The organism is Phenylobacterium sp. (assembly GCF_035475775.1).
Classification (GTDB): Bacteria; Pseudomonadota; Alphaproteobacteria; order Caulobacterales; family Caulobacteraceae; genus Phenylobacterium.
Window position 1 is genome coordinate 1 of record NZ_DATIMC010000024.1, and the last position, 16,981, is coordinate 16,981.

The following is a 16,981-nucleotide window of genomic DNA, read 5'->3' on the forward strand; positions in this document are numbered from 1 at the left end:
ACTGGGTCGGCTACCGCCAGGAGCGCTCGGAGCCGGCGCTTGGGACCGACCTTCGGGCGCTCTATGACGGCAGGATCTCGGTGACGCCGCTGCATATCGACCTCACGCACGGCGAGTCAGTGCACAAGCTTCGTGGCGTACTGGGCGGGCCGCCGCCCAAGGCAGCGTGACGATGGCGAAGAAAGACGACGACACGGCCGAGACGCGGCTCGCCCGCCTGATCCTCGCCCTGCGCTCGCAGGGCGTCAGCGATCCCGCCGTCCTGAACGCCATCGAGACCACGCCGCGCGAGGCCTTCACGCCCGACCTCTTCAAGGAGCGCGCGTTCGAGGACTCGGCCCTGCCGATCGCCTGCGGCCAGACCATCAGCCAGCCGTTCATCGTCGGGCTGATGACCCAGGCCCTGAAGCTCGAGCCGCGGGCCAGGGTGCTGGAGATCGGGACCGGCTCCGGCTATCAGACCACGATCCTCTCCAAGCTCGCCCGGCTGGTCTATACCGTCGAGCGCTACCGCACCCTGCTGCGCGAGGCGGAGGCCCGCTTCCAGGCGCTCGGCCTCACCAACGTGATCACCAGGTTCGGCGACGGCGGCAGGGGCTGGCCCGAGCAGGCGCCTTTCGACCGCATTATGGTCACGGCGGCGGCGCCTTCGGAGCCGAAAGCCCTGCTGTCGCAGCTGAAGCCGGGCGGCGTGCTGGTCGCGCCCATCGGCAAGGGGCCGGTGCAGACCCTTCGGCGCTACACCGGCGACGGCAGGGGGGGCTTCGCGGTCGAGACGCTGACCGACGTCCGCTTCGTGCCTCTGCTCGACGGCGTGGCGAAGGAGCTTTGAGCCCTCCGGCCCAAGCTGCGGCGCTTTGCGGGTGGTTTCGCGCGGACCCATCCGCCAAACTCCCCCCGCGCCGACATTGATTCCTTCTTCCAACCGCCATTCGGGAGCGGCGATGACGCAAATCCTGGCACGATCGGTCTTGGCGCTGTTCGCCTCCACGGCGCTGTGCGCGAGCGCCCTGCCGGCCCAGGCCGCCAGGCATCATCATCGCCATCATGCGGCCGTCCACCGCAGCGCGCATCACCACAGGACAGCCGCCGCCTCGGCCGGCGCCGACCAGGGCGAGACCGGCGGCCGCGGCGCGAGCGGCCGGGTCATCGAGATCGCCTCGCCCGCCGCGACCTACACGGTGAAGAAGGGCGACAGCCTGCAGAAGGCCGCCGACCAGTTGGACGTCGACGTGGCCGAGCTGAAGCGCCTCAACCACATTCGCGGCTCGATGATCCGCGCGGGCCAGGTGCTGAAGGGGCCCGGCGAGACGGCGCACGCCTATGTGGCGCGCTCGGGCGACACGCTGGCCGGCATCGCGCAGCGGTTCGGCGTCTCCGAGACGCAGATCCGGGCCGAGAACGGCTTCACCCGCCATCCGAGGATCCGGGCCGGCCAGCAGGTCCGCCTGCCCGAAGGCTTCCACGACCGCGGCGCGTCCGAGGCCGAGGCCGCGCGGCCCACGCGCGCCCACAGCCGGCTCAGCCCCGCCGAGGTCCGGGAGGAGGCCGCCGACGATGGCCGCGCCACGCGCTCGGTCACCGGCCGGGTGGTGGACGTGGCGGGCGGCGGGCGGACCTATCGGGTGAGAAAGGGCGACACGCTGGAGAAGATCGCCGACAAGCTGGACGTCGACGTCGCCGATCTGAAGAAGGCCAACCACCTCCGCAGGAACCTGCTCCATCCCGGCCAGCTGCTGAAGGCGCCCGGCGGCGAGCCCGCCAAGGCCTACGTGGTCGGCCCAGGCGACACCATCTACGCCATCTCCCGGCGCTTCGGCGTGAGCGTCGAGGCGCTGCGTTCGGCGAACGGCATGGGCCGGGTCGCGACCATCCATACCGGCGAGCGGCTGCGCCTGCCCGCCGGCTGGCGCGACCGCGGCCCGGCGACCGCGACCATCCGCGCCCCGGCCGCAAGCGAAACCTCGCCGAGCCGGCGCGAGACGGCCGCACCGGGCGAGACGCCGCCGCCCACCGCGCCCAGGCCTTACATTCCCAGCGCGCCGCGGCCCTACGCGCCGCCGACCACGAGCAACCCCACCGCCGTCCTGCCCGCGCCCACCACCGGGCCCAGCGACGCCCAGATCACCGAGCTCGGCCGCGGCAAGTTCCTGTGGCCCCTGCGCGGCGACATCGTCTCGGACTTCGGGCCCAAGCCGACGGGCCAGCGCAACGACGGGATCAACATCCACGCCGAGGCCGGCGCGCCGGTCCGCGCCGCGGCGGCGGGCGACGTGGTCTATGCCGGCGACCAGGTGCCGGGCTTCGGCAATCTGGTGCTGATCAAGCACGCCGACGGCTGGGTCACCGCCTATGCGCACCTCTCGCGCATCGAGGTGAAGATGCAGCAGAAGGTCATCCAGGGTCAGGAGATCGGCCAGGCTGGCCAGACCGGCGGCCTCACCGAGCCCCAGCTGCACTTCGAGGTGCGCTACGCCGCCAACCCCGCCGACCGCGCCCGCCCCATCGACCCCAAGCTGGTCCTGCCGCAGTAAGTCCGGGACTATGGTCGACGTCGACGCATCGAACTACTGCAGAGGCATGTGGAAGATTGCGCTCGTTGCGCTGACAGCGAGCGTCCCCCTTGCCCGGCCAGCGATGGCTCAGACGGCCTATTTTCCAGGCCACGAGGTGCCGATGCCCAAGCTGAGCGAGGAGCAAATCGAGAAGGCAGATGCAGAATACAGGGCCTTGGTAGCTGGGGGCGAAAACGTTGCCGTGCAGCTCCTCAGCACGTGCACGACACTGTCGGACGCACTCGTGGTTCTTCGAGCCGACGAGAACGTGGTTCCGAGTGGCATTAGAACGGAGCATCAGCACCTGAGAGCCAGTCTTGAGCAGCGATATTCACGTGATTGCGGATGGACCAAAACAGAGACACACCCCGAACGCCCCTGAGTTCGAGACCTCGAAATAGCACCCTTCCTCCTCGATGGAGGAAGGGCAGGGATGGTGGTGTGAGCAGGGCGATGAGGGGAATGGCGTTAATTGGCGCCTGCGCCTAGCCGCGAACTTCGCCCTAAGTCAGCGGCCACACCACCACCCCTTCCCCTCCTCCATCGAGGAGGAGGGATAAAATGTGGTGCCCTGCCCGGATGATGCCCATCGGCGCGGCTTTCTGGAGCATGCCGCACCTAGAGCGGCAGCGGCTTGCCTAGCTCGCCGGCCAGATCGCGGATGAACTGCCAGGCCACCCGGCCCGAGCGCGCGCCGCGGGTCTGGGCCCACTGCAGGGCGCGGCGCTCCAGGTCATCCGTCGCCAGGCCGTAGCGCTCGGCGTAACCCTCGACCGCCGCCAGGTAGGTCGCCTGGTCCATGGGGGGGAAGCCGATCCACAGCCCGAAGCGGTCCGAGACGCTGACCTCCTCCTCGGCGTCCTCGGCTGCGGCGATCAGGCCGCGGTCCTCGCCATGGCCGCGCGGCATCAGGTGGCGGCGGTTGGAGGTGGCGACGAACAGCACATTGGCGGGCGGCCCGGAGACGCCGCCCTCGAGCGCGGATTTCAGGGCCTTGGCGGCTTGCGCCCCCTCCTCGAAGGACAGATCGTCGCAGAGCACGACGAACCGCTCGGGCCGGGCGCGGAGCAGATCGAAGAGGTCGGGCAGGGCGGTGACCTGGTCGCGGTCCACCTCCACCAGCTTGAGCGCGCGAGCGGTCTCGCTCACGCTCATGAAGGCGGCCTTGGCGAGCGAGCTCTTGCCGGTGCCGCGCACGCCCCAGAGCAGGACGTGGTTGCAGGGAACGGCCGCGGCGAAGCGCTGCAGGTTCTGCACGAACCGCTCCTTCTGCCGCTCGACGCCCATCAGGCTCGCCAGCGGCAGGGGATAGTCGGGCGCGGGGTGGAAGGCGCCGCTGCGCGGCTCGTGCCGGAACAGGCGGGCGGCCGCGAAGTCCGGCGCGGCGGGCGCCGGCGGGCTCAGCCGCTCCAGCGCCTCGGCGATGCGGGTCAGGACAGGCTCGAGCTCGGGGTCCATCCTCGCAGGCCTTAGCGCCCGCCGGGTTGCATTGCAAAACCAGGGCGGAAGCCATAGCTTCCGCCGACCTTTGGACGGGGGTCATCGGGCCGGCCGTCGACGCGATTCGGAGAGACCATGTTCGCTACGCCCGCCTTCGCCCAAACCGCCGGAGCCGTAGGCGCCGGAGGGGGTCCGGGCATCCTGATGCAGGTCCTGCCGCTGGTCGCCATCATGGCGCTCTTCTACTTCCTGATGATCCGGCCCCAGCAGCGGCGCATGCGCCAGCATCAGGACATGGTCTCCGGCCTCAAGCGCGGCGACACGGTGGTTCTGCCCTCCGGGGTGATCGGAAAGGTGGTCCGGGTGGAGGACAAGGAAGTGGGCGTGGAGGTCGCCACCGGCGTGACGGTGAAGGTCGTCAAGAGCATGATCTCCGAGGTCCGGGCGCGCGGCGAGCCCGCGCCGGCCAACGATTCCAAGCGCTAGGGCGCCGCGCCGCCCATGATGGAGCTGTCGCGCTGGAAGGTGATCCTCGTCGCCATTGCGACGGCGCTGGGCCTTCTGTTCACCCTGCCCAACCTGCTGCCTGCGGGCGCGCTGGCGAGCTTGCCCGGCTTCCTGCCGAGGCAGACCCTGCACCTCGGTCTCGACCTGCAGGGCGGCTCTTCGCTGCTCCTGGAGGTGGACACCAACGCTCTGATGACCGAGCGGCTGACCAACATGGTCGAGGACGTCCGCACGACCCTGACCCAGGAGCAGATCCCGTTCACGGACCTCGGCCAGGTGAATGGCGGCATCCAGGTGCGGATCGCCAATCCCGCGCAGCTCTCGGCGGCCCAGAACGCCCTTCGACGCGCGCTCGGAACCCCGCTGCCCGGCGCGGCCGGCGGCCAGGAGGTGACCGTCGCGACCTTGCCCGACCAGCGGCTGCGCATCGGCTTCGTCGCCGAGGCTTTCCAGGCGGAAGCCGCCCGGGCGGTTGAGCAGTCGATCGAGATCGTCCGCCGGCGCATCGATCAGCTCGGCACCAAGGAGCCCGACATCACCCGCCAGGGGACCAACCGGATCTTCATCCAGGTGCCCGGCGAGAGCGATCCCGAGCGGCTGAAGAACATCATCGGCCAGACCGCCAAGCTCACCTTCCAGATGGTCGTCGAGAGCGCCTCGCCCGAGGATGTCCAGGCCGGCCGGGTGCCGCCCGGCGACGAGCTGCTGCCTTCCACGGACGGGATCGCGCCGGCCTACCTCGTCAAGCGGCGCTCGGTGGTGACCGGCGAGATGCTGACCAGCGCCTCGCCCGGCTACGACCAGCAGAACGGTCAGGCGATCGTGCAATTCCGCTTCAACAGCCTGGGCGCGCGGCGCTTCGGGGAGATCACCAGCCAGAACCTCGGCAAGAAGTTCGCCATCGTGCTCGACAAGAAGGTGATCTCCGCGCCGGTGATCCAGAGTCCGATCATGGGCGGCTCCGGCCAGATCTTCGGCCACTTCACGACGCAGAGCGCGAACGACCTCGCCGTGTTGCTGCGCGCCGGCGCCCTGCCGACCCGGCTGATCGTGCAGGAGCAGCGGACGGTCGGCGCCGAGCTCGGCGCCGATGCGGTGCGGGCCGGCGCCATCTCCGCCATCGTCGGACTGGCCGCGACCGTGGTCTTCATGATCGCCATCTACGGCTTCCTGTTCGGGGGGGTCTCGATCATCGGCCTGGTGGTCAACGGCCTGATGATCATCGGCATCATGAGCTTCACCCAGGCGACGCTCACCTTGCCGGGCATCGCGGGCCTGATCCTGACGCTCGCCGTGGCGGTGGACGCCAACGTGCTGATCTACGAGCGCATGCGCGACGAACTGAGGGCCGGGCGCAGCCTGATCTCCTCGATGGACTCGGGTTTCGCACGCGCCATGGCGACCATCATGGACGCCAACATCACCCACCTGCTCTCGGCGCTGATCCTGTTCCAGTTCGGCTCCGGCCCGGTGAAAGGCTTCGCCTGGACGCTGTCGATCGGCGTGCTGACCACGGTGTTCTCCGCGGTGCTGGTCAGCCAGGTGCTGCTCGGCTGGTGGTTCCGCGCCGTGCGGCCCAAGATCCTGCCGATCGCCTAGGAGGCCTGGCGCATGAAATTCTGGCCTCTGGTCAAGATCCTTCCGGTCCGCACGCATTTCCGCTTCGTCCGTCTGGCGAGGTATTTCGCGACGCTGTCGGTGCTGGCGATCATCGGCTCGCTGTACATGGCCCTGACGCCCTTCCGGCCGCCCTGCGGGGGCCTGGCCTGCGGCATCGATTTCAAGGGCGGCACGGTGCTCGAGCTCACCACCGCGCCGCAGCCGGCCGACCTCAGCAAGATCCGCGGCCTGCTCTCGGCGATGAACCTGGGAGATGTCCAGGTGCAGGGCTTCGGCTCGCCGTCCTCGGCCATGGTGCGCTTCCAGACGCCGCAGGGCGCCAGCGCCAGCCAGACGGCGGATTCGGTCAAGGCCCGCATCGCCCAGACCGTCTCGCCGGTGAAGTTCACCCGCACCGACGTCGTGGGCCCGAAGGTCTCGGGCGAGCTGCTGCGCTCCGGCATCCTGGCGCTCGGCGGCGCGATCTTCCTGATGCTGCTCTACATCTGGTTCCGCTTCGAACTGCAGTTCGGGCTGGGCGCGGTGGCGGCGCTGTTCCACGACGTCTTCCTGACCTTCGGCCTGATCGCCATCACCCGCATCGAATTCAGCCTGCAGGCGGTCGCCGCCATCCTGACGATCATCGGCTACTCGATGAACGACACCGTGGTCGTTTTCGATCGGTTCCGAGAGAACCTTCGCAAATACAAGCGCATGCCGTTGGGCGAGGTGATCGACCTGTCGATCAACGAGATGCTGACGCGGACCATCATCACCAGCTTCACCGCGGTCCTGGCGCTGGTGGCCCTGTGGGTGTTCGGCGGGCCGTCGCTGCGCGATCTGTCGATCATCATGCTGTTCGGCATCGCGATCGGCACCTATTCCTCGATCTACATCGCCGCCCCGGTGATCCTGCTGTGGGGCGTCAAGCGCAGCGACGAGGAGGCCGAGCCGATCAAGCCGCCCGGCGGAGCGGCCGCCCGCCGTTGATGGCCCGCCGATGGCCCGCAGCGCCCCTTCGATCGACTCCTACGGCGCCGGCGGCTTCCGGCTCTCCGGCGCGTGGCATGCGGGCTCGCTGCTGATCGTCGCCGACCAGGCGCTGAGCTGGCCGGCGCGCGGGCCGGGCGAGATCACCCGCGAAAGCCTCGCGCCGGTGTTCGCGGCGGGTCCGGCCGAGGTGGAGTTCCTGCTGCTGGGCGTCGGCCGGGCCAATGCGCTGCCGCCGCGCGAGCTGCGCGAGGCGCTCGTCGCCGCCGGCATCGGGCTGGAGTTCATGGACACCCCGGCCGCCGCCAGGCTCTACAATGTGCTCACCTCGGAGGGCCGCCGGCTGGCCGCCGCCCTGATCGCCGTCTAGAAGCGTCGCCTTAGGCTTTCGGCGTGCGTCAAATCGCCCTATACCTGACTGCCTGGGTAGGAATCGGGAGGCAGTTCCATGGCGGCGTTTTTGTCGAACCTGCGCAACACCATGATCGTCAGCTTCATCATCGCGCTGGTGATCATCGCCGGCTATCGCATGCATTACGGCTCGTTCGATGCGATCTTCTGGCAGGCGGTGTTCCGCTGGCTGCACGTGATCGCCGGGATCATGTGGATCGGCCTGCTCTGGTATTTCAACTTCGTGCAGACCCGGAAAATGCCGGAAATTCCCGCCGAGCTGAAGCCCGCGGTCTCCAAATACATCGCCCCCGAGGCGCTGTTCTGGTTCCGCTGGAGCGCGGCCTTCACCGTGCTGATGGGCCTGATCCTGGCCTGGGATCGCGGCTACATCGTCCAGGCGCTGACGCTGGGGGCCACCGAGGGCTTCAGCGCGCCGGGGCACAGCTTCATCGGGCTCGGCATGTGGCTCGGCCTGATCATGGCCTTCAACGTGTGGTTCATCATCTGGCCGGCGCAGAAGATCTCCCTGGGCCTGGTCGACTCCGACGCCGACGCGAAGGCCGCGGCCGGCGTCCGGGGCATGGTCGCCTCGCGGATCAACACCTTCCTGTCGATCCCGATGCTGGTCTGCATGACCATGAACCAGACCATCTTCGGCTGACGCCGAAGCGCTTTGCGAGGGGGCCCGCTGCTGCGGGCCCTTTTTCTTGACGTCATCCCACAAGCCCCGCAGGGGCTATCCGGGAACCAGGCCGGCGCACCTCATGTCTGGGTCCCGGCTCTCCGCGCTGGCGCGCTGCGGCCGGGATGACGATGTGAGTGAAGGCCCTGATCACGATCTCGACGCGCTGGTCCGCCGCGTGGATCCGGACCGCTGGATGTCGAGCCGGTTCGTGAGCGATGGCGAGGCCCGCGCCGACCTCATCTCGCTCTACGCCTTCGATCACGAACTCGCCCGCGCGCCGCGCGTCGCCTCCAACCCGCTGATCGGCGAAATCCGGTTGACCTGGTGGGGTGAGGCGCTGGACGAGATCTTCGAAGGCCGCCCGGTGCGGCGGCACCCCGCCGCCCTGGCGCTCGCCGACGTGGTGCGCCGGCGGGACCTTCCGCGCGAACCGCTGGAGGCGATGATCGAGGCGCGCGCGCGCGAACTGGACGGTTCGCTCCTGGACGAAGCTGCGGCGCTCGCCTGGGCCCGCGACACCGGTGGCCTCGCCGCCGAGCTCGCCGCGCGCATCCTCGATCCCGCCGCCGACGCGACGGCCGCCCGATCAGCCGGCGCAGCCTGGGCGCTCGGCCGCAAGGCCGCCGAGGCGCCGGCTCTGGCCCCCCTTGTCGCCCGGACTCTGGGCGAGGCCCGCATGGCCGCCCGCCGCCTGACCCCGACCGCCTTCCCGGCGGTCGCGCACGCCGCGCTCGCGAGACACCGGGCCGCCTCGGCGCTGTCCAAGCGCCTCCGCCTCACCTGGGCCGTGGCGAGGGGGCTGATATAGCTCTGCTCGTCCCCGCGCAGGCGGGGACCCAAGCCGAGTCTGAGCCGCACGATCAGCGCATGGATGTGCGCCTGCGCGGGAGTGAACGGGATTATTCAGCCGGTTCGAGCGCCCGCCAGCCGGCCCACGTTTCCAGATCGCTCAGCGCCCGCTCGCCGATCAGTCGCCTCCTGGCGCGGCCGCGCTCCTTTGGCGGCAGCCGCCGGCCATCCGGTCCGTGACGCGGCGCCTCCAGCGGCGGAAGCAGGCCGTAGTTGATGTTCATCGGCTGGAACGAGCCCGCGCCGGCCTCCAGATGGCCGCCGGTGATGTGCCCGATCAGCGCCCCCAGCGCGGTGGTGGGCGGCGGCGGGTCCAACGGCCGCCCCAGCCGCTCGGCGGCGGCCAGGCGCCCGGCGATCAGCCCGACCGCGGCGCTCTCCACATAGCCTTCCACGCCGGTCACCTGGCCCGCGAAACGCAGGCGCGGATCGGCCTTCAGCCGCAGGCGCGCGTCCAGCAGCCGGGGCGAATTGAGGAAGGTGTTGCGATGCAGCCCGCCGAGCCTGGCGAACACCGCCTTTTCCAGCCCCGGGATCATGCGGAAGATCTCGGTCTGCGCGCCGTGCTTCAGCTTGGTCTGGAAGCCCACCATGTTCCACAGCGTGCCCAGCGCATTGTCCTGCCGCAGCTGGACCACGGCGTAGGGCTTCTCCTGCGGCTGATGGGCGTTGGTCAGGCCGACCGGCTTCATCGGGCCGTGGCGCAGCGTCTCGCGCCCACGCTCGGCCATCACCTCGATCGGCAGGCAGCCGTCGAAGTAGGGCACGTGCTCCCAGTCCTTGAACTCGGCCTTGGGCCCGGCGAGCAGCGCCTCGACGAAGGCCTCGTACCGGGCGCGGTCCATCGGGCAGTTGATGTAGGCGGCCGCATCGCCGCCGGGGCCCGTCTTGTCGTAGCGCGACTGCCGCCAGGCCACGTCCATGTCGATGCTCTCGACGTGCACGATGGGCGCAATGGCGTCGAAGAAGGAGAGCTGGCCTTCGCCGGTGAGCGACAGGATCGCCTCGCTGAGCGCGGGAGAGGTGAGGGGACCCGTCGCCACGATCACGCTGTCCCAGTCGGCCGGCGGCAGGCCCGCGACCTCCTCGCGCGCGACGGTGACCAGGGGATGGGCCATGAGCCGCTCGGTCACCGCGGCCGCGAATCCCTCGCGGTCGACCGCCAGCGCCCCGCCCGCCGGCACCTGGCAGGCGTCGCCCGCGGCCATCACGATGGAGTCCAGCTTGCGCATCTCGGCGTGCAGCAGGCCCACGGCGTTCCCGCTCCAGTCGTCGGCGCGGAAGGAGTTGGAGCAGACCAGCTCGGCCAGCCGGTCGGTCTGGTGCGCGTCGGTCATCCGGACCGGGCGCATCTCGTGCAGCACCACCGGCGCGCCGGCGCTGGCGATCTGCCAGGCGGCCTCGGAGCCGGCCAGGCCCCCGCCCACCACATGTACCGGTCGCGTGCTCATGCGTGGCTAACTAGCAACGATCCCCGCCGATCGCGAGCGGGGCCTTGCACCGCCCCGGCCCCCCCACCAAGCTTAGAACCCACTGGGGGCGCCGACTCGTTGAAGCGACGAGGCCGGCTGAGGGACGAGGGATGAACCGGTTTTCGGCGAGCGAGGCCGCGCTGGAGGGCTTCCGCCTCACCCGGGAGCGCCCGGGGACGGTGCTGGCCTGGAGCGGGCTCTACTTCGTCGGCGTGCTGATCATCGCCCTGGTCATGATGGCGAGCCTCGACCCGCACTTCATCGAGCTCGCCAAAAAGGGCCAGCTGCTCAATCGCGACCCCGAAGAGATCGGCGCCATGCTGGCGAGCTCGCTGCCCGCCTTCCTGCTGGTCGTATTGCTGACCATCGTGCTGTTCTCGACGGTCATGGGCGGGATTTACCGGCTGGTCCTGCGGCCGCAGGAGCATGGCTTCGCGCACCTCCGATTCGGCCGCGACGAGCTGCGCCTGACGGCCGTGAACCTGCTGCTGTTCGGCATGGGCATGGCGTGCCTCACCTTCGGCATCGGCGTCATCGCCCTGGCCGAGAGCGCCTCCCCGCTGGCCGGCTTTCTCGTCGGGGCGGCCGTGGTGGCGGCCACCATCTGGCTCGGGGTCAAGCTGTCGCTCGCCACCCCGATGAGCTTCGCCACCCACAGGATCGCGATCCGCTCGGCATGGCGGCTGACCGGCGGCCGCCGCTTCTGGGAGCTGCTCGGGATGATCGTGCTGGCGCTGATCTTCTACTTCATCGTCTGGATCCTGGTGACGATCATCGACCTGGCCGTGGTGACTGCGGCCGGCGGGCAGCAGAACGTGCAGGCGGCGAGCAGCCCCGTCGCCTTCATCGGCTTCGTTGCGACCCTGATCATTCAGCTCGTGCTGCCGATCCTGCAGGTGATCATGGTCTATTCGCCGCTGGCGGTGGCCTACCAGCAGCTCACCGACGAGGCGCCGCCCGCCCGGACGGCGGACGCCTGAGCCATGGCGGCGTTCTCGTCCAGCGATGCGGCCATCGAAGGCTTCCGCGTGATCGGCGCGCGCTGGCGCGTGCTGGTCGGCTGGTCGCTGTTCAACCTGATCGCCCTGGTTGCTCTGCTCGTGGTGCTGGTGGTCGCGGTCGCGGCGGTGTCGGCGCTCGCGGCGTCCGACGAGACCGCCCAGACCGCGGGGGGCGCGATCGGCGGGGTCATCGTCGGCCTGGGTGAGCTCCTCGTGCAGGTGATGTTGGTCAGCGGCCTGTTCCGCATGGAGCTGAGGCCGGAGGCGCCGGGCTTCCTGCACCTGCGGATCGGCCGCGACGAGATGCGCGTGCTGGGCGCGCTGCTGCTCGTGATCGTGGCCGCCATTCCCCTGGCGCTCGTGCTGGCCGCGGCGGTCGCAGCCGGCGCGCGGGTCTCGCCGGCGCTGGCGCTCCTCGTCGCGCTGGTCGGCGCGACGATCTTCTATGGCGTGCTGCTGCGGTTCGGGCTGGTCTCGCCGATCGCCTTCGCCGAGGCGCGGCTCAGCCTCGTGGAATCCTGGCGGCGGACGCGCGGCCAGTTCTGGGCGCTGGTCGGCATGGCGCTGCTGCTGCTCTGCTTCTGGGCGATCGTCGCGGTGATCGCCTGGTTCGCGCTGTTCCTGGTGGGCGGCCTCGCCACCGGTTTCCGCGACCTGGGCCTGAGCGGAACCGAGGCGCTCGAGGCGCACCCCGGGCGCTACCTCTTCCAGCTCGCCGCCCAGGTGCTGCTCGCGCCGTTCTGGCTGGTGATCGGCGTGGCGCCGTGGATCGCGGTCTATCGGGCCCTGGCGCCGGCGCCGCGCGACTAGGCCGTCGCGCTCGGCCGCGCCGAGACGCGGGCGCGCCAGGCCGTGACCTTCTCCAGCTCGTCAGGGACCGGCAGGCCGATCCAGTCGGCGAAATCGATGGTGGTGAGCGCGCAGATGTCGGCCATGGAGTAGGCCTCGCCGGCGACGAACGGATTGTCCGCCAGCTCGCGGTTCAGCCACTTCAGCGCGGCGCCGTAGGCCGCGCGGTTGGACTCGCCGAAGTCCTTGTACTGGGTGAGCAGCGCGGCGGTGCGCGGGTGGGCGTGGCGCCAGAAGTTGCCCACCGGCTGCATCACCTGGAACTCGACGCGGCGGATCCACATGTCGACCTGCGCCTTGCCGAGCGGCGTGTCGCCGAACAGCGGCGGATCGGGCTGGGTCTCCTCGAAATAGCGGCAGATCGCCACCGTCTCGGAGATCGCGGCCCCGTCGTCCAGCACCAGGGTGGGCACCTGGCCCAGGGAGTTGCGCGCCCGGTGTTCGTCGCTCTTGTGCTCGCGCTTCATCAGGTCGAGCCGCGTCTCGTCGAGCGCGATCCCCTTCTCCTTCAGGAAGATCCGCACCCGCCTGGGGTTCGGCGCCGGATTGGGCGCCCCGTAGAGGATCATGGAAGCTCCTTTTCTCGGTCCCATCCCTCCTCTTCAGGGGAGGGTGGCCGTCGCGCAGCGCCGGACGGGTGGGGGTGAGTGGTTCAGCGCGCCGCGCGTGGCGTCAAGCATCTTCCCTCGTCGACGGAAGTTCCGCGAGCGCCGCAAGGATCGTGTGTATCACCCCGTCAAGGTTGGTTCGCACGGCCGAATTCGGAAACCGAAGCACCAGATAGCCCGCTCGCGCGAGCAAGGCGTCTCGGATCCCGTCGTGCTCCATCTGCCGCGGCTCGTTGTGGTGGCCGCCGTCCAGTTCGATCACCAGCTTCCGATCGATGCAGAGGAAGTCGAGGAAATAGCCCTTGAACGGCCGTTGACGACGAAAGTGATAGCCCTCGGGGTGCAGCCGCTTGAGCCCGCCCCACAGCCCAATCTCCGGTTTCGTCATGTTGTTGCGAAGCTTGCGAGCTCTCGCCGTCGGCGCCGTGACCGTGACAGGCTCCCCCACCCTGGCCGCTTCGCGGCCTGTCCCTCCCCTGAAGAGGAGGGTCTCTAAGCCCCCACCCTGGCCGCTTCGCGGCCTGTCCCTCCCCTGAAGAGGAGGGACTTAAGCCCGCATCCGGGCGGCGCCGCGGCGGTCCCGGTGGCGCGCCAACAGGCCGGCCAGGTAGCGGCCGGTCCAGCTCTTCGGGTTGGCGGCGACCTGCTCGGGGGAGCCGGTGGCGACGATCTCGCCGCCGCCGTCGCCGCCCTCGGGGCCGAAGTCGACGATCCAGTCGGCGGTCTTCACGACGTCGAGGTTGTGCTCGATGACGATCACCGTGTTGCCCTGGTCGACCAGCTCGTGCAGCACCTCGAGCAGCTTCTTCACGTCCTCGAAGTGCAGGCCGGTGGTGGGCTCGTCGAGGATGTAGAGGGTCTTGCCGGTGGCCCGCCGGCTGAGCTCCTTGGAGAGCTTCACCCGCTGGGCCTCGCCCCCGGAGAGCGTCGTCGAGGACTGGCCGACCTTGACGTAGCCGAGGCCCACGCGCTTCAGGGTCTGCATCTTCTCGCGCAGCACCGGCACGGCCTTGAAGAACTCGGCGGCCTCGTCCACCGTCATGTCAAGAACGTCGGCTATGCTCTTGCCTTTGAACAGGATTTCCAGGGTCTCGCGGTTGTAGCGCCGGCCGTGGCAGACGTCGCAGGTGACATATACGTCAGGCAGGAAGTGCATCTCGATCTTGATCAGGCCGTCGCCCTGGCAAGCCTCGCAGCGGCCGCCCTTGACGTTGAACGAGAAGCGGCCCGGCCCGTAGCCGCGCGCCTTGGCCTCGGGCAGGCCTGCGAACCAGTCGCGGATCGGCTGGAAGGCGCCGGTGTAGGTCGCCGGGTTGGACCGCGGCGTGCGCCCGATCGGCGACTGGTCGATGTCGATGACCTTGTCGAAGTGCTCCAGCCCCTCGATGCGCTCGTAGGGGGCGGGCGCGTCGGAGGCGTTGTGCAGCCTGCGCGCCGCGGCCTTGTAGAGGGTCTCGATGGTGAAGGTCGACTTGCCGCCGCCCGAGACCCCGGTGACGCAGGTGAAGGTCCCGACCGGGATCTCCGCGGTGACGGCCTTCAGGTTGTTGCCCGAGGCGCCCACGACGCGCAGCACCTTGCTCTTGGAGATCGGCCGGCGGACCTCCGGGACCTCGATTTCGCGCACGCCCGAGAGGTACTGGCCCGTGAGGCTCCTGGGCTCGGCCATGATGTCGGCGGGCTTGCCCTCGGCGATGATCTCCCCGCCGTGCACGCCGGCGGCCGGGCCCATGTCGATCACGTAGTCGGCGGTGAGGATCGCCTCCTCGTCGTGCTCGACGACGATCACCGAATTGCCGAGGTCGCGCAGGCCCTTGAGGCTGGCGAGCAGCCGGGAGTTGTCGCGCTGGTGCAGGCCGATCGACGGCTCGTCGAGCACATAGAGCACGCCGGTCAGGCCCGAGCCGATCTGGCTCGCCAGCCGGATGCGCTGGCTCTCGCCGCCGGAGAGGCTGCCCGAGCCGCGCGACAGGTTCAGGTAGTCGAGGCCGACGTCGACCAGGAACCGCAGGCGGTCGTTGATCTCCTTCAGGATGCGCCGGGCGATCTCCATCTGCTTGTCGCTCAGCCGGCCGTCCAGAGCCTCGAACCACTCGCGCGCGTGCTTGATGGAGAGCGTCGAGACCTCGCCGATGTGCTTGCCGTCGATCTTCACGGCGAGCGCCTCGGGCTTCAGGCGGTAGCCCGCGCAGGCCTCGCACGGGGTCTCGGACTGGAAGCGCCCCAGCTCCTCGCGCACCCAGGCGGAATCCGTCTCCCGCCAGCGGCGCTCCAGGTTCGGCAGCACGCCTTCGAAGGTCTTGTTGACCTCGTAGCGGCGGGCGTTGTCGTCGTAGATGAAGCGGATCTTCTCATCGCCCGAGCCGTGCAGGATCACCTGCTTGGCGATGTCCGGCAGCTTCCACCAGGGCTCGTCCATGGAGAAGCCGTAGTGCCGCGACAGCGCCTGCAGGGTCTGGGTGTAGAGCGGGGAGGGGCCGCGCGACCAGGGGGCGACCGCGCCCTTGTGCAGGGTCTTGTCCTTGTCCGGGACCACCAGGTCGGCGTCGAAGGCGAGCTTGGCGCCCAGGCCGTCGCAGACCGGGCAGGCGCCGTAGGGGTTGTTGAACGAGAACAGCCTGGGCTCGATCTCGCTGATCGTGAAGCCGGAGACCGGGCAGGCGAACTTCTCGGAGAAGATCAGCCGCCGGGGCTCTTCCTCGCCCGGGTCCTGATCGGCCCACTCGGCGACCGCAATGCCGTCGGCCAGCCTGAGCGCCGTCTCCAGGCTGTCGGCGTAGCGGCTCTCCAGCCCCGGCTTGGCGACCAGCCGGTCGACCACCACGTCGATGTCGTGCTTGAACTTCTTGTCGAGGGTGGGGGCGTCCTCGATCGGGTAGAATTCGCCGTCGATCTTCAGCCGCTGGAAGCCGGCCTTCTGCCACTCGGCGATCTCGCGCCGGTACTCGCCCTTGCGGCCGCGCACCACGGGCGCGAGCAGGTAGAGCCGCGTGCCCTCGTCGATGGCGGCGAGCTTGTCGACCATCTGGCTGACCGTCTGGCTCTCGATCGGCAGGCCGGTGGCCGGCGAGTAGGGGACGCCGACCCGCGCCCACAGCAGGCGCATGTAGTCGTGGATCTCGGTCACCGTGCCCACGGTGGAGCGCGGATTGCGGCTGGTGGTCTTCTGCTCGATGGAGATGGCCGGCGACAGGCCCTCGATGAGGTCCACGTCGGGCTTGCTCATCAGCTCCAGGAACTGGCGCGCATAGGCCGACAGGCTCTCGACATAGCGGCGCTGCCCCTCGGCGTAGATGGTGTCGAACGCGAGCGAGCTCTTGCCCGAGCCCGACAGCCCGGTCAGCACCACCAGCTCGCCGCGCGGGATGTCCACGCTGACGTTCTTCAGGTTGTGCTCGCGCGCGCCGCGCACGCGGATCAGGTTCTGGTGGTCGGCCATGCTTCCCGGAAACTCGTCCCCGCCCAGGCGAGGTCCAACGGCTCCCCCTCGCGCGAGCCCCTTAATGTAGGCGTCGCGACTCACAGATTACACGGGAACGTAAAGCGAACAAAGCGCCTGCGACCGCGGGCCGCCCGGACCTGCTGACACGACGGTGGCCACAACTTCCAAATCGTCATCCCCGGGCTTGTCCCGTGGACCCATGGACGCCGAGGTCTGGGATCGGGCTGGAGCGCCGCCTGCGTCTATGGCTGGCCGGGACATGCCCGGCCATCACGATCAAGCCGCTCGCGCCCGCCGCGCGGCCCAGAGGTAGAGCGCCAGCACCGTGGCCGCATAGACCGCCAGCGCCAGCGGGGTCGCAGGCCCGAAGTCCTCCGGGACCAGGGCCAGCGGCGCGCCGTTGCCGGTGGCGACGATCAGCGCGGCATGGGCGACATTGAGCAAGGAGTCGCCCACGATGTAGCCGCTGACCAGCAGGATGCCGAGCCGCTTGACCGCCTCCGGATCCGGCCGCCGCTCGGCGGCGCGATTGTAGAGCCAGCCGGCGAAGGCGCCGACGATCACCGGCGTGGTGACGCTGGAGGGCAGGTA

15 protein-coding genes and 2 pseudogenes are annotated in these 16,981 nt (G+C 69.7%); 11 read left to right on the top strand and 6 right to left on the bottom strand.

Annotated elements, in window-relative coordinates:
* From VLI41_RS02710 to VLI41_RS02720, 3 genes and pseudogenes are all read left to right on the top strand, one after another.
* A pseudogene (locus tag VLI41_RS02710) lies at window positions 1-170 on the top strand (5'/3'-nucleotidase SurE); the annotation flags it as partial.
* A gap of 2 nt (window positions 171-172) precedes the next feature.
* Window positions 173-832, top strand: a complete 660-nt coding sequence (locus VLI41_RS02715; RefSeq protein ID WP_325266519.1) for a protein-L-isoaspartate(D-aspartate) O-methyltransferase — start codon at window positions 173-175, stop codon at window positions 830-832.
* A gap of 112 nt (window positions 833-944) precedes the next feature.
* On the top strand, window positions 945-2,534 hold the full coding sequence (locus VLI41_RS02720; RefSeq protein ID WP_325266520.1) for a LysM peptidoglycan-binding domain-containing protein: 1,590 nt from the start codon (window positions 945-947) through the stop codon (window positions 2,532-2,534).
* 639 nt (window positions 2,535-3,173) lie between these two features.
* Here the strand turns inward: VLI41_RS02720 and VLI41_RS02725 are convergent.
* The gene (locus VLI41_RS02725) at window positions 3,174-4,013 is read right to left on the bottom strand and encodes an ATP-binding protein (RefSeq protein WP_325266521.1); all 840 of its coding nucleotides are present in this window, start codon (window positions 4,011-4,013) and stop codon (window positions 3,174-3,176) included.
* Between the two features lie 117 nt (window positions 4,014-4,130).
* On the opposite strand from VLI41_RS02725, the gene yajC reads away from it, so the two are divergent.
* The 6 genes from yajC to VLI41_RS02755 all read left to right on the top strand — a co-directional run bounded on the left by yajC (window position 4,131) and on the right by VLI41_RS02755 (window position 8,977).
* Complete coding sequence (gene yajC / locus VLI41_RS02730) at window positions 4,131-4,481, top strand: preprotein translocase subunit YajC (RefSeq protein WP_325266522.1); 351 nt, start codon at window positions 4,131-4,133, stop codon at window positions 4,479-4,481.
* 15 nt (window positions 4,482-4,496) lie between these two features.
* Window positions 4,497-6,101, top strand: coding sequence for a protein translocase subunit SecD (gene secD, locus VLI41_RS02735; RefSeq protein ID WP_325266523.1), 1,605 nt, complete (start codon window positions 4,497-4,499; stop codon window positions 6,099-6,101).
* A 12-nt stretch (window positions 6,102-6,113) separates the two neighbouring features.
* A complete protein-coding gene (secF, locus tag VLI41_RS02740) occupies window positions 6,114-7,091 on the top strand; it encodes a protein translocase subunit SecF (RefSeq protein WP_325266524.1) in 978 nt (325 codons plus the stop codon).
* A gap of 10 nt (window positions 7,092-7,101) precedes the next feature.
* Window positions 7,102-7,461 (top strand): Mth938-like domain-containing protein, encoded by a 360-nt coding sequence (locus VLI41_RS02745; protein ID WP_325266525.1) that lies wholly within the window; start codon window positions 7,102-7,104, stop codon window positions 7,459-7,461.
* A 78-nt stretch (window positions 7,462-7,539) separates the two neighbouring features.
* Complete coding sequence (locus VLI41_RS02750; RefSeq protein ID WP_325266526.1) at window positions 7,540-8,145, top strand: urate hydroxylase PuuD; 606 nt, start codon at window positions 7,540-7,542, stop codon at window positions 8,143-8,145.
* 154 nt (window positions 8,146-8,299) lie between these two features.
* Window positions 8,300-8,977, top strand: coding sequence for a squalene/phytoene synthase family protein (locus VLI41_RS02755; protein WP_325266527.1), 678 nt, complete (start codon window positions 8,300-8,302; stop codon window positions 8,975-8,977).
* Between the two features lie 91 nt (window positions 8,978-9,068).
* Here the strand turns inward: VLI41_RS02755 and trmFO are convergent, their stop codons facing one another.
* Window positions 9,069-10,469 (bottom strand): methylenetetrahydrofolate--tRNA-(uracil(54)-C(5))-methyltransferase (FADH(2)-oxidizing) TrmFO, encoded by a 1,401-nt coding sequence (gene trmFO, locus VLI41_RS02760; RefSeq protein WP_325266528.1) that lies wholly within the window; start codon window positions 10,467-10,469, stop codon window positions 9,069-9,071.
* A gap of 131 nt (window positions 10,470-10,600) precedes the next feature.
* Between trmFO and VLI41_RS02765 the strand changes: the two genes are divergently transcribed.
* Entirely contained in the window at window positions 10,601-11,470 is an 870-nt protein-coding gene (locus tag VLI41_RS02765; RefSeq protein ID WP_325266529.1) for a hypothetical protein, read from the top strand.
* 3 nt (window positions 11,471-11,473) lie between these two features.
* Entirely contained in the window at window positions 11,474-12,301 is an 828-nt protein-coding gene (locus VLI41_RS02770; RefSeq protein WP_325266530.1) for a hypothetical protein, read from the top strand.
* On the opposite strand, the gene VLI41_RS02775 is transcribed toward VLI41_RS02770, so the two are convergent.
* The 4 genes and pseudogenes from VLI41_RS02775 to VLI41_RS02790 all read right to left on the bottom strand — a co-directional run.
* On the bottom strand, window positions 12,298-12,909 hold the full coding sequence (locus VLI41_RS02775; RefSeq protein ID WP_325266531.1) for a glutathione S-transferase family protein: 612 nt from the start codon (window positions 12,907-12,909) through the stop codon (window positions 12,298-12,300). The genes VLI41_RS02770 and VLI41_RS02775 overlap by 4 nt on opposite strands.
* 103 nt (window positions 12,910-13,012) lie before the next feature.
* A complete protein-coding gene (locus VLI41_RS02780) occupies window positions 13,013-13,396 on the bottom strand; it encodes an endonuclease domain-containing protein (protein ID WP_325266532.1) in 384 nt (127 codons plus the stop codon).
* A gap of 99 nt (window positions 13,397-13,495) precedes the next feature.
* Window positions 13,496-16,387, bottom strand: a complete 2,892-nt coding sequence (gene uvrA / locus VLI41_RS02785; protein ID WP_325266533.1) for an excinuclease ABC subunit UvrA — start codon at window positions 16,385-16,387, stop codon at window positions 13,496-13,498.
* Between the two features lie 279 nt (window positions 16,388-16,666).
* Window positions 16,667-16,981, bottom strand: a pseudogene (locus VLI41_RS02790) (oligopeptide transporter, OPT family); the annotation flags it as partial.

Coding starts and splice junctions, on each gene's coding strand:
- VLI41_RS02720 (WP_325266520.1), top strand. CDS start 945: ATGACGCAAATCCTGGCACGATCGGTCTTGGCGCTGTTCGCCTCCACG.
- uvrA (WP_325266533.1), bottom strand. CDS start 16,387: ATGGCCGACCACCAGAACCTGATCCGCGTGCGCGGCGCGCGCGAGCAC.
- VLI41_RS02725 (WP_325266521.1), bottom strand. CDS start 4,013: ATGGACCCCGAGCTCGAGCCTGTCCTGACCCGCATCGCCGAGGCGCTG.
- trmFO (WP_325266528.1), bottom strand. CDS start 10,469: ATGAGCACGCGACCGGTACATGTGGTGGGCGGGGGCCTGGCCGGCTCC.
- VLI41_RS02745 (WP_325266525.1), top strand. CDS start 7,102: ATGGCCCGCAGCGCCCCTTCGATCGACTCCTACGGCGCCGGCGGCTTC.
- VLI41_RS02765 (WP_325266529.1), top strand. CDS start 10,601: ATGAACCGGTTTTCGGCGAGCGAGGCCGCGCTGGAGGGCTTCCGCCTC.
- VLI41_RS02750 (WP_325266526.1), top strand. CDS start 7,540: ATGGCGGCGTTTTTGTCGAACCTGCGCAACACCATGATCGTCAGCTTC.
- yajC (WP_325266522.1), top strand. CDS start 4,131: ATGTTCGCTACGCCCGCCTTCGCCCAAACCGCCGGAGCCGTAGGCGCC.
- VLI41_RS02770 (WP_325266530.1), top strand. CDS start 11,474: ATGGCGGCGTTCTCGTCCAGCGATGCGGCCATCGAAGGCTTCCGCGTG.
- secD (WP_325266523.1), top strand. CDS start 4,497: ATGATGGAGCTGTCGCGCTGGAAGGTGATCCTCGTCGCCATTGCGACG.
- VLI41_RS02715 (WP_325266519.1), top strand. CDS start 173: ATGGCGAAGAAAGACGACGACACGGCCGAGACGCGGCTCGCCCGCCTG.
- VLI41_RS02775 (WP_325266531.1), bottom strand. CDS start 12,909: ATGATCCTCTACGGGGCGCCCAATCCGGCGCCGAACCCCAGGCGGGTG.
- secF (WP_325266524.1), top strand. CDS start 6,114: ATGAAATTCTGGCCTCTGGTCAAGATCCTTCCGGTCCGCACGCATTTC.